This window comes from Rhodococcus sp. NPDC056506 (assembly GCF_042794945.1).
Lineage (GTDB): Bacteria > Actinomycetota > Actinomycetes > Mycobacteriales > Mycobacteriaceae > Rhodococcus_F.
On the sequence record NZ_JBHTSW010000029.1, the window covers coordinates 12,605 to 24,415 of the forward strand.

General features: G+C 63.5%; 9 protein-coding genes. All 9 read right to left on the reverse strand.

Going from position 1 to position 11,811, the window contains the following annotated elements; translation table 11 throughout:
• Entirely contained in the window at positions 1 to 2,844 is a 2,844-nt protein-coding gene (gene secA / locus ACFQ6H_RS20860; RefSeq protein WP_378636078.1) for a preprotein translocase subunit SecA, read from the reverse strand.
• A gap of 131 nt (positions 2,845 to 2,975) precedes the next feature.
• Entirely contained in the window at positions 2,976 to 3,656 is a 681-nt protein-coding gene (gene hpf, locus ACFQ6H_RS20865; protein WP_003940893.1) for a ribosome hibernation-promoting factor, HPF/YfiA family, read from the reverse strand.
• Between the two features lie 175 nt (positions 3,657 to 3,831).
• Positions 3,832 to 4,545: a ComF family protein gene (locus ACFQ6H_RS20870; RefSeq protein WP_378544899.1), complete on the reverse strand. Its 714-nt coding sequence runs from the start codon at positions 4,543 to 4,545 to the stop codon at positions 3,832 to 3,834.
• Positions 4,546 to 4,593: 48 nt separating this feature from the next.
• Complete coding sequence (gene lpqB / locus ACFQ6H_RS20875) at positions 4,594 to 6,372, reverse strand: MtrAB system accessory lipoprotein LpqB (RefSeq protein WP_378648298.1); 1,779 nt, start codon at positions 6,370 to 6,372, stop codon at positions 4,594 to 4,596.
• Complete coding sequence (mtrB, locus tag ACFQ6H_RS20880) at positions 6,369 to 8,108, reverse strand: MtrAB system histidine kinase MtrB (protein WP_378648300.1); 1,740 nt, start codon at positions 8,106 to 8,108, stop codon at positions 6,369 to 6,371. Before mtrB ends, lpqB begins: the two co-directional genes overlap by 4 nt.
• On the reverse strand, positions 8,105 to 8,782 hold the full coding sequence (mtrA, locus tag ACFQ6H_RS20885; protein ID WP_003941013.1) for an MtrAB system response regulator MtrA: 678 nt from the start codon (positions 8,780 to 8,782) through the stop codon (positions 8,105 to 8,107). The genes mtrB and mtrA overlap by 4 nt, the downstream gene beginning before the upstream one ends.
• A 116-nt stretch (positions 8,783 to 8,898) precedes the next feature.
• Positions 8,899 to 9,540, reverse strand: a complete 642-nt coding sequence (locus ACFQ6H_RS20890; protein WP_378534063.1) for a dTMP kinase — start codon at positions 9,538 to 9,540, stop codon at positions 8,899 to 8,901.
• An 80-nt stretch (positions 9,541 to 9,620) separates the two neighbouring features.
• Positions 9,621 to 11,099: an adenosylhomocysteinase gene (ahcY, locus tag ACFQ6H_RS20895; RefSeq protein ID WP_378648302.1), complete on the reverse strand. Its 1,479-nt coding sequence runs from the start codon at positions 11,097 to 11,099 to the stop codon at positions 9,621 to 9,623.
• 60 nt (positions 11,100 to 11,159) lie between these two features.
• Positions 11,160 to 11,801: a TetR family transcriptional regulator gene (locus ACFQ6H_RS20900; protein WP_378534065.1), complete on the reverse strand. Its 642-nt coding sequence runs from the start codon at positions 11,799 to 11,801 to the stop codon at positions 11,160 to 11,162.
• Between the last annotated feature and the right edge of the window lie 10 nt (positions 11,802 to 11,811).

Here is an 11,811-nt window from a genome sequence, read left to right on the forward strand (position 1 = left end):
TCAGCGCTTGCGCTTGGACTTCGGAGCTCGGTTGCTCTTCGACTGCGTCCGCGCTGCTTCACGACGTTCGCGACGTGAGGCTGCCCCGTCACCGGAGTCGGCGGCCGAGTCGCGGGTTGCCTTCGCCTTGCCGTCCTCGTCCGGGCCGGTGTACGTCAATCGTGACGGACCTTCGTCGTCAAGTCCCTTGGCGCGCAACGCCGTCGGGGCAGCCGTGCCGGTTGTCCTGGCCGCGGCTTCCTGCGTCGGGAGCGGCTTGGGCGCCGTGGCGGAAGCCGCAGCAGCCGAGCCCGCCGTGACGGAAATTCCGCTCGCGGGCTGTGCCGGAGCTGCCTCGACCTGCAGGTTGAAGAGGAATCCGACGGACTCTTCCTTCAGTCCGTCGAGCATGCCGATGAACATGTCGTAGCCCTCGCGCTGGTACTCGACCAGTGGGTCACGCTGTGCCATCGCACGCAGGCCGATTCCCTCCTTGAGGTAATCCATCTCGTAGAGATGCTCACGCCACTTGCGGTCCAGGACCGAGAGGAAGACACGACGCTCGAGTTCACGCATACCGTTTTCGCCGGCGATCGCGTCGATCTCGGCTTCGCGCTTCTTGTACGCCGCGTGGGCGTCTTCGAGCAACGCGGTGCGCAGGTCGTCACGGCTCAGGTCGCTGTTGATACCTGCACCGTCCTCCCCCGCCAACGCCTTGTGATCGATACCGACCGGGTACAGCGTCTTCAGCGCCGTCCACAGCTGCTCGAGGTCCCAGTCCTCGACGTAGCCCTCCGCGGTGGCGCCGTCCACGTAGGCGGTGACCACGTCGGTGATCATCTGCTCGACCTGGCCCTCCATGTCCTCACCCTCGAGGATCTGGCGGCGCTCCTTGTAGATGACCGTTCGCTGCTGGTTCATGACCTCGTCGTACTTGAGGACATTTTTGCGAATTTCGAAGTTCTGCTGCTCGACCTGCGTCTGAGCGCTCTTGATGGCCTTCGAGACCATCTTGGCTTCGATCGGGACGTCGTCAGGCAGGTTGAGGCGCGTCATGATCGACTCCAGTGCCGACCCGTTGAAGCGGCGCATCAGCTCGTCACCGAGCGAAAGGTAGAACCGCGATTCGCCGGGATCACCCTGACGTCCGGAACGACCACGCAACTGGTTGTCGATACGACGCGATTCGTGACGCTCGGTGCCCAGGACGTACAGGCCACCGGCATCGCGGACCTTCTCCGCGTCTTCCTTCACTTCAGCCTTGACCTCGTCGAGGACGGCGTCCCAGGCTGCCTCGTACTCGTCCGGCGTCGTCACGGGGTCGAGGCCCTTCTTGCGCAGCGCGATGTCCGCGATGATGTCCGGGTTACCACCGAGCACGACGTCGGTACCGCGGCCGGCCATGTTGGTCGCGACGGTGACCGCACCGGAGCGGCCGGCCTCGGCGATGATGGTCGCTTCCTTCTCGTGGAACTTCGCGTTGAGGACGTTGTGGGCAACGCCACGCTTGGTGAACTGCTTGGACAGGTACTCCGAGCGCTCGACGCTGGTGGTACCGATCAGAACGGGCTGGCCGTTCTCGTGGCGCTCGACGACGTCGTCGACCACGGCATCGAACTTGGCTTCCTCGGTCTTGTAGATGAGGTCGCCGTTGTCGACTCGGACCATCGGACGGTTGGTCGGGATCGGGATAACGCCGAGGGTGTAGGTCTGGTGAAGCTCGGCAGCTTCCGTCTCGGCGGTACCCGTCATGCCCGACAACTTGTCGTACAGACGGAAGTAGTTCTGCAAGGTGATGGTGGCGAGGGTCTGATTCTCGGCCTTGATCTCCACCTTCTCCTTGGCCTCGATCGCCTGGTGCATGCCCTCGTTGTAGCGGCGACCGACCAGCACGCGGCCGGTGAACTCGTCGACGATGATGACCTCGCCGTCGCGGACGATGTAGTCCTTGTCCTTGGTGTAGAGCTCTTTGGCCTTGATCGCGTTGTTGAGGTAACTCACCAACGGCGAATTCGCGGCTTCGTACAGGTTGTCGATACCGAGCTGGTCCTCGACCAGTTCGACGCCCGCCTCGTGCACACCGATGGTGCGCTTGCGGATGTCGACCTCGTAGTGAACGTCCTTCTTCAGCAGCGGCGCGATGCGGGCGAACTCGCTGTACCACTTGCTGGAGCCGTCGGCCGGGCCCGAGATGATGAGGGGGGTTCGGGCTTCGTCGATGAGGATCGAGTCGACTTCGTCCACGATGGCGAACGCATGGCCACGCTGGACCAGGTCGTCCAACGAATGCGTCATGTTGTCACGCAGGTAATCGAAGCCGAACTCGTTGTTGGTGCCGTAGGTGATGTCCGCTGCGTAGGCGACGCGGCGCTCGGCCGGCGTCATGCCCGAGAGGATCACGCTGGTCTCGAGGCCGAGGGCGCGGTGAACGCGGCCCATCCACTCGGAGTCGCGCTTGGCGAGGTAATCGTTGGTCGTGACGACGTGAACGCCGTCGCCGGCGATCGCGTTGAGGTAGGCCGGAAGAACCGAGGTCAGGGTCTTGCCCTCACCGGTCTTCATCTCGGCGACGTTGCCGAAGTGCAGGGCCGCGCCACCCATGATCTGCACGTGGAAGTGCTTCTGATTGATCACGCGCCACGACGTCTCACGGGCCACGGAGAAAGCCTCGGGCAGCAACTCGTCGAGAGTTTCCCCGGCGGCGTAGCGCTCACGGAACTCGGTGGTCTTGGCTTTGAGTTGCTCGTCTGTCAGGCCTTCGACATCGGGCGACAGAGATTCCACATGCTCGGCGATGTGCTTGAGCCGCTTGACCATGCGACCTTCACCAACACGGAGCAGCTTCGATAGCGACAGCGACGGCACAGTCTTCTTCGTCCTCAATCTTCGGCGACAGGGGGTCACACACTGAAAATCCGGCCGGGGTCCGAAAACTCCGGCCGGATTCCATGGTAGGCGCTACCGGCGGCGAGCGAGCAAACCCACCACCGATTGGGTCATGTCAGGCGGATCAATCCGTAGTCGAAAGCGTGACGACGGTAGACGACGGACGGCTTGTCCGACTCCTTGTCGTGGAAGAGAAAGAAGTCGTGTCCGACCAGTTCCATCTCGTAGAGAGCGTCGTCGATGGTCATCGGCTCGGCTGGGTGATCCTTCGTGCGGACCACGCGTCCCGGGCCGTCGTACTCGTCCGGTTCTTGACCGTTCAGCGAAATGTCCGGTGTGACTCCGAGTGAGTCTGCGTCGACGAGAGAGGCGGTTGCCTCCGCGACGGACACCGGTCGCTTGTCACCGTAATGGACCTTCTTGCGGTCCTTGGTTCGACGGAGGCGACTCTCGAGCTTGTCGATCACCGATTCGAAGGCGGCGTAGAAGCTGTCTGCGGACGCTTCGGCTCGGGCCACCGGGCCTTTACCTCGAGCGGTGATCTCGACGCGCTGGCAACTCTTGGCCTGTCGTCGGTTGCGTTCATGTTGGAGTTCCACGTCGAAGTGGAATATGGAGGGGTCGAAGTGTTCGAGTCGCGCCAGCTTTTCCGAAACGTAGATTCGGAAGTGATCGGGGATCTCGACATTTCGTCCCTTGACTACGACGTCGGATCTCGGAGCTGCGGCATTCTCGGAACGCTCGATGGTGGCGTCCTCGATGAAAAACGAGGCTTGCGAAGGGGTCGTCACTCGTACCTCCCAATTACGGCCCCGCCCCACGGTGGGCGGCGGCAAATTCTGCAAGTACCGAGAGGGGATCCGCCCGGCACCAGTATCGAAGTACCACCTCCTACCAGTATTTTCGGGTGTGCCGCCGACGCTAGTACGTAACGCGCGCGAGTGCCACTGTTCCAACGAAATTCATCTAAGCCCCTGCAAGTACGAGCACGACAGTTGTCCGAATCCCACGGAGCGAGAGAGCCCGAACCGACTCTGCCGCAGTCGCTCCCGTCGTCAGGACGTCGTCGAGCAGGACGATGGCGCTGTCCCCCGCAATGGAACGGATCGCAGTGGTGTCGAGAGACACATGACCGTTCACATTGGTCACTCGGTCGGCCGCGGACAGTCCGACCGAGTCACGTACGCCTCGCGTCATCCGGAGAATCGGACAGACTTGTATCGGGCGCCCCTCGACACAACCGGTTTCCCACGCTTCCACTCTGCGCTTGTCTCGCACACTTTCAGCTATCCGGCGAACCGGGTCACCTCCGCGAGATCGCGCCGCCCGGGCGCGCGTGGGAGCCGGAACCAGGACGATTGGCGCACGATTTCCGCCACCGAGCTCGCCCCACCGTTCCAGCATGGCCAGTGCACCGGCCACAGCGGCCCCCAGAGGCATCGCGAGATCGCGGCGACCGCGTTCCTTCATCTCGATCACACTGCGACGCCTGGGGCCGTCGTAGCGGCCGAGTGCCCACACCGGTGCGCCCGGATCGACGCGCGGACTCAGTTGAACCGGATGGTCGCTCAGCAGCTCCGCGCACTCACGACACCACAGAGTCCCGCTGCGGGCGCACCCACCACACTCGCGTGGCAACAACAGATCGAGCAGGCCGGCACCGAATTTCTTGTCCCCCATGGCCGAATCATGAATGAGAGCACCGACATGAACAAGAACACCGACAAGTCAGCCAGGTAGAACCGGAATCGCTTTCTGTCCGGTCAGCACAGTCACTTCACGCCAACGACGATCGCCTGCAGGGTCGTTGTTGTTCAGTTGGAACACCGCACGCGCGTCGGCGACGTACTCGGTAGTCGGCGACGCATCCACGGAGGTGACGGGAGCGGTCAGGTTTCCACTCGGCAGCGCGTCCATTCGGGAACCGTCGATCGCAACCTGGACGACCGGTATGTCAGCGCCACTGCGTGCGATGACGATGGTGTCGCTGTTGCTCCAGTCGAGTGAGAGCGCGGTGCTTCCCAAGCCAGAGGCCACCGCGCGTGGACTCGTCAGGGCGTAGACCCCGCTGGCGGTGCGCACGACCACAGCCAGGTAAACCTTGCCGTCGATGATCATCGCGGCTCGCACGCCGTCCCGCGACAGACGCAGTTCCGAGATCGTCGAACCGACCGACGTCAGGGCCCCGACATCGACGTTGGTGACCGACACTCGACCTGTCCCGGGTTCGCGGACGACCCGAACGACGGTATTGCCGTTCACCGCCGCCCAGACCGCGTTGTTGTCCAGCTCCCACGAAGGTCGGGTAATGGCGCTGCCTTCGAGTACCGGAACGGAACCATCGCCGTATGTCCCGAGTGACAAGTCGAACCTGGTGCCTGGATCCGGCCGAGCGGTGTCCGCAACGGCTGCCACCAACTTGCCGTCCCGTGAGAGAGCAGCCGCCGTGAGGTTGCCCGCGTTGCCTGCGAAACCGGGCACCGGAGTCGCCTCCTGCTCGGTGACGCTCACCAGTGAACCGTTGCGCAAGGCATGCAGTCCGACGGTCGCACTGGTGGTGGCCAGCGGGTTGGTGGATGCGACGTCGGCAGTGGTCCAGCCGTCCGCATGAGCGGCGTCGAGTGGTTCGCCGTCGATCTCCAGAACGTACGGCCCCGCGACATCGGCATTGGCGAGCGTCCAAATGACCTGCGCTGCAAACAAACCGCGAGTAGCAGCATCCATCGGGTTGTCAAGGCGGAAGTTGATGCGCACACCACCGAGACCGACTCCGACCTGTCCCGGCTTACCGTCGGCCTTGGTGATCGGACCGATCACCGACACGCCATTGCCCAGTTCGTTTCGCACAGCCGGCGCCAGCGCTGCCTTCGGTCCGTCGATCATCAGACCGATCAGCTGAGCCGCCACCTGGTCCTGCCCGCCGGAGATCCAGCGAAGATCGGGGACGACTGTCTGGCTGGTGGGGTCGAGGAAGAACAACGACTTCCGCTGGTAAGCGCCGAGGAACTGCGGACGCTCCATGATCACGCCGGGAGGCAGATCACTGATCCGCCATTCGCCGTCGGTCAACGCCAGGGTCATCCTCGCTTCGAAGCTGCCCTCTTCAGGAACGTACAGTCCTCCCGGGTCGAGGCGACCGACCTTGTTCACACGAATCGTGTAGACGGCTTCGGTGCTGGTGCGAGAAACCGAGAGCACATCGACCTTGTCGACGATGACAGCACTTGCCGCGTCGTCCCAACGCGCCGACGCGTCCTTGGTGAGGTACTGACGGGCTGCGGCGTGCCGGTTGGACGGATCGGTACTTGCCTTGACGAAGTCACGTACCAGCAGGTCCGGCTCTCGCCCCGATGCCGGTGATTCGACGGAGGTTCCGGGCACGGCTGTCGCCAGAGTTCCGATTGCCTGTGGCGACGAGGACTCCGGCAAACTCGCGCATGCACCGGTCAGCAACAGAACGCTCAGGGTTGTTGCGAGAAGTCCCAGACGACGGCGGGTTCCGATCATGATCGATCCCCACCGTTGGACTCGTTCCGTGAGTCAGTTTCGCGCGGAGTCGGCAAGGACGATGTGACCTCGCCGACGGTATCGGCGACGATGTCGGCTTCGCTCGGCGTGCGGACGAATTTGGTGGTCGTCGGCTTGAGTGGCAGCGGACTCGACACGACTTTCTTGCCACGGGTGCGCGAGAGCGTCAGCCGGAAGCAGGCGCCGACTCCCGGTTCGCCCCAGGCCTCGAGCTTGCCGTCGTGCAGATTCGCGTCCTCGACACTGATTGCGAGGCCGAGTCCGGTGCCACCACTGCGGCGCACACGGGACGGGTCCGATCGCCAGAACCGGTTGAAGACCAACTTCTCCTCGCCCGGACGCAACCCGACGCCACTGTCGCGGACGATGAAGGCGAGGGCATTGTCGTCGGCGCGAAGGCGAAGCAGAATCGGCTTCCCCTCACCGTGGTCGATGGCGTTGGCCAGGAGATTTCGCAGGATGCGTTCGACGCGGCGCGGATCGACATCTGCCATGACCGGCTCGTCGGGCATGTCCACGATCAGTTCGGTGCCGGATTCGCGGGCGAGATGGCGAACCGTGGAAACGGCCGCTCGCGCACACATCCGCACGTCGAGTTGTTCGGACGCCAACTCCGCGACACCGGCATCGTGTCGGGAAATCTCGAGGAGATCCGCCAGGAGCCCTTCGAACCTGTCCAGTTCGGCGACAAGCAGTTCCGACGACCGGCGCAGCATCGGGTCGAGGTTCTCGCTGCCGTCGTAGATCAGGTCGGCGGCCATTCGGACCGTGGTCAGCGGTGTGCGGAGTTCATGGCTGACATCGGACGTGAAGCGTTTCTGGAGACTGCCGAACTCCTCTAGCTGGGTGATCTGTTTGGACAGACTCTCGGCCATCTCGTTGAAGGACATGGCCAGGCGCGCCATGTCGTCCTCGCCGCGGACCGGCATTCGCTCCTTGAGTCGGCCGTCTGCGAAGCGCACCGCGATTCGTGAGGCCGAGCGGATGGGGAGCACGACCTGCCTGGCAACCAACAGCGAAATCGCAGCGAGGAGCACAAGCAGGACTGCTCCACCGATCAGCAGGGTGCTTCGAACGAGCGACAGACTCCGGTCTTCGCTGGCGAGCGGGAAGATCAGGTACAGCTCGAGACCCGAGATCGACGACGCGGTGGGACTGCCGATGATCAGCGCGGGACCGGAGTAACCGTTCGGATTGGACACCGTCGCGAATTGGTAGCTGATCTGGCCTCGCTTGACGAACTCGCGGAGGTTGTCCGGGATCTGCTCCACCGGTCCCGAACTGGTGGGCTGGCGCGGCCCGTCCCCTGGGACGATCAGTACCGGGTCGAAGGTGCCGGCAGACCCGGAGGCTTGGCCCGAGGTCTGGTTTCTACGACTCGTCAGTCCGGACGCAGCGCTTTCCAATTGGACGTTGAGCGCCGTCGAATCGTCGACGCCCGCCAGTTGGTCTTCGACGATGCCGCGGGCACGGTCCATTTCCTCGGTCGCTGCGGTGATCTTCGTTTCCAACAGCCGATCGGTGATCTGGCTGGTGAGCACGACACCGAGAATGACGATGACGATCAGAGACAACGTCAAAGTCGAGACGACCACTCGCAACTGGAGCGAGCGTCGCCACGTGTGCGCGAGGGTGTTGCTCATCGAGTGACACCACCGCAGAAATGGCGTCAGCCGTCGGTTGAGACGACGACGCCACCTGGAAACTCCGCTCACGGCGGTCCGGCCTTGTAGCCGACCCCCCTGACCGTCAGAACCACTTCGGGATTCTCGGGATCAGTTTCGACCTTGGCGCGCAAACGCTGAACGTGCACGTTCACCAGACGGGTGTCGGCGGCGTGGCGGTATCCCCACACCTGCTCGAGAAGGACTTCACGGGTGAACACCTGGCGCGGCTTGCGCGCCAATGCGACCAGCAGGTCGAATTCGAGTGGTGTGAGCGAGATCTGCTCGCTGCCGCGGCTGACCTTGTGAGCCGGAACGTCGATCACGATGTCGGCGATGCTCAGCAGCTCCGCGGGCTCCTCTTCGGTGCGGCGCAGACGAGCGCGCACCCGCGCCACCAATTCCTTCGGCTTGAACGGCTTCATGATGTAGTCGTCCGCACCGGATTCGAGGCCGAGCACGACGTCGACGGTGTCGGTCTTGGCCGTCAACATCACGATGGGCACACCGGAATCCGCACGCAGAACCCGGCATACGTCGATCCCGTTCATTCCGGGAAGCATGAGATCGAGCAGGACGAGATCGGGGCGAGTCTCACGCACTGCCGCGAGCGCCAGGGTTCCGTCGCCTACCACGTAGGGATCGAAACCCTCACCACGCAGCACGATCGTGAGCATCTCGGCGAGTGCCGTGTCGTCGTCGACAACCAGAATCCTTGGTTTCATATCCCTATCGTTGCATCTCGGAGCGATGAATCAGACCGTTACGAGGCCGTGCGGCGTGCCGCGTCTTTCCCTCTACTGTGCCGGAAAGTTCGAATCCCGGCCGCAAGGGTGACCGATCACGCGAAATCCGCGAGCCTGCGCGCCAGGTCGGCCGGGTCCGTCTCCGGCCCCACGATCCACCAGGGTGAGACCCAGTCCGTCGCTGCCAACTGGGTGTACAGCTCACCGGTTCGGGCCTGCAGGCCGCCGTCACGCTCGTACGCGTCGAGCTGACGCGACGCGTCCTCGGCCTCGCGGGAGCGGGCGCGCTGCTCGGCGAGCGCTACCGGTACGTCGAGGTACAACTGCAGATCAGGAGAAGGGAGAGCGAGTCGGCCCAGCTCCAATTCACGGACCCAGGCGACCATCTCGCCGTCCACACCCTGATGCACCCGCGCCGCGTTGTAGGCAGCGTTGGACGCCACGTAGCGATCGAGGAGAACAATGTCGTTGGTGGACAACAGTTCCGAGATCTGACCTGCAGCACCGGCGCGGTCCAAGGCGAACAGTACTGCCATCGCGTTCACGGACTCGGCCAGGTCTCCGTGTGAACCTTTGAGCGCCTCAGCAGCAAGATCCGCGTGGATCGACTTTCCGTACCGCGGAAAATCCAGAGTCGCGATCGACGTGCCGCCGCGGCGGAGTTCGCCCTCCACTTTGCCGATCAACGTCCGCTTTCCAGCTCCGTCGAGACCTTCCAATGCCACCAGTGTTCCCACGGCGGACAAGCCTATCCCCCGGCCTGCTTGCGCAGACCGGGGGACGGCGGGCACTACATCCTCAGCGATGAATCACCGGGTCAGTAGCGGTAGTGCTCCGGCTTGTACGGGCCTTCGACGTCGACGCCGATGTACTCTGCCTGATCCTTGGTGAGCTTGGTCAGCGTGCCACCGAGTGCCTCGACGTGGATCTTGGCGACCTTCTCGTCGAGGTGCTTGGGGAGGCGGTAGACCTCGTTGTCGTACTCGTCCGGCTTCGTCCACAGTTCGATCTGCGCGATGACCTGGTTGGAGAAGCTGTTGCTCATCACGAACGACGGGTGGCCCGTCGCGTTGCCGAGGTTGAGCAGGCGGCCTTCGGACAGCACGATGATCGAGTGTCCGTCGGCGAACGTGAACTCGTCGACCTGCGGCTTGATGTTGATCCGCGTGACGTCGCCGGACTTCTCGAGGCCGGCCATGTCGATCTCGTTGTCGAAGTGTCCGATGTTGCCCAGGATGGCCTGGTGCTTCATGGCCTTCATGTGCTCGAACGTGATGATGTCCTTGTTACCGGTGGACGTGATCACGATGTCGGCCCAGCCGATGGCCTGCTCGACCGTCTTGACCTCGAAGCCGTCCATGAGCGCCTGAAGGGCGTTGATGGGGTCGACCTCGGTGACCGCGACGCGAGCGCCCTGGCCACGAAGTGCCTCGGCACAACCCTTGCCGACGTCTCCGTAACCGCAGACCAGCGCAGCCTTGCCACCGATCAGAACGTCGGTGCCGCGGTTGATGCCGTCGAGCAGGGAGTGGCGCGTGCCGTACTTGTTGTCGAACTTGCTCTTGGTGACCGAGTCGTTGACGTTGATCGCGGGGAACGTGAGTTCACCGGCAGCGGCAACCTGGTACAGACGCAGAACGCCCGTGGTGGTCTCCTCGGTGACGCCCTGGACGGACTCGGCGATCGCGGTCCACTTGCCCTTGCCGGACTCGAGGGACTGACGCAGAAGTGCAAGGAAGACCTTGTACTCGTCGGAATCCTGGTCGTCGTCCGTCGGCGGCACGACGCCGGCCTTCTCGAACTGTGCGCCCTTGAGCACCAGCATGGTGGCGTCGCCACCGTCGTCGAGAATCATGTTGGCAGGCTCACCCGGCCAGGTCAGCATCTGCTCCGCTGCCCACCAGTATTCCTCGAGGGTTTCACCCTTCCAGGCGAAAACCGGAACGCCCTTGGGCTCTTCCGGGGTGCCGTGCGGACCCACGACGATAGCGGCGGCAGCGTGGTCCTGCGTGGAGAAGATGTTGCACGAAGCCCAGCGCACCTCGGCACCGAGCGCGGTCAGCGTCTCGATCAGAACTGCGGTCTGAATGGTCATGTGCAGCGAGCCGGAAACGCGAGCGCCCTTGAGCGGCAACACCTCTGCGTATTCGCGACGAAGCGCCATGAGGCCGGGCATCTCGTGCTCTGCCAGACGGATTTCCTTGCGACCGAACTCCGCGAGCGAAAGATCTGCAACTTTGAAGTCGATGCCGTTACGGCTCTCGGCCACGGGCGTTGTTGAAACTGAGGTCGTCATCTGCCTCTCCTGGTTGACGTGCATACTCTGCACAAGCCTATCGGTGTACCAGGCTATCGGTTAGACGCCCTCTCCCGCCCGCCCCTCTACTGCGCGGCCCGCGCGCGCCACGTCGATGAACGGTCCGAGCAAAGTACCCAGATCCTCCGCGACCGAAGCTCCGGACTCCGGCGGCATCGAAATGTAGCTCAGCCCGAGGCGCGCAATCGCCCTCGCCAGAATCCCGGCATCAGCGGGTGACGCTTGAATCCACCCTCGCTGGAAACTCTCCGCAAGCCTCGACGACGCCCGCTCGATGATGACCGCACTGTCGGTCGTGATCAGGCGAAGCAGGTCCGGTTTGGCCTCACCGGTGAGCAACGAGATCACCAGCGGGTCGGTGGCACTGGAGGCGAAAAACGAGCCGAAGCCCGCCATCAATGCCTCGACTGCACGCCCCTCGTGCGCCACCATGGCCTCGTCGACCGCGTCGACGAAGCCGTCGGCGAGCCTGAGCGCGTACGCCTCGGCGAGCCCTTGCCTCGAACCGAACTCGTTGTAGAGCGTCTGACGGCTCACACCGGCATGCTTGGCCAGAACAGTCAGGGTCACCTCGGACCAGTCGCGTTCGGTCAACAATTCACGCATCGAATCGAGCACCGAGGTACGCAGCAGCAGTCGCGACGCTTCTTTCTGCGGCAGGCGGGTGGGCGTCGAAGTCATGGTGACGACA

Bases quoted from the DNA above. Each gene is read 5' to 3' on its own strand.
- ACFQ6H_RS20870 (WP_378544899.1), bottom strand. From the start codon at position 4,545: ATGGGGGACAAGAAATTCGGTGCCGGCCTGCTCGATCTGTTGTTGCCA.
- lpqB (WP_378648298.1), bottom strand. From the start codon at position 6,372: ATGATCGGAACCCGCCGTCGTCTGGGACTTCTCGCAACAACCCTGAGC.
- mtrA (WP_003941013.1), bottom strand. From the start codon at position 8,782: ATGAAACCAAGGATTCTGGTTGTCGACGACGACACGGCACTCGCCGAG.
- ahcY (WP_378648302.1), bottom strand. From the start codon at position 11,099: ATGACGACCTCAGTTTCAACAACGCCCGTGGCCGAGAGCCGTAACGGC.
- ACFQ6H_RS20900 (WP_378534065.1), bottom strand. From the start codon at position 11,801: ATGACTTCGACGCCCACCCGCCTGCCGCAGAAAGAAGCGTCGCGACTG.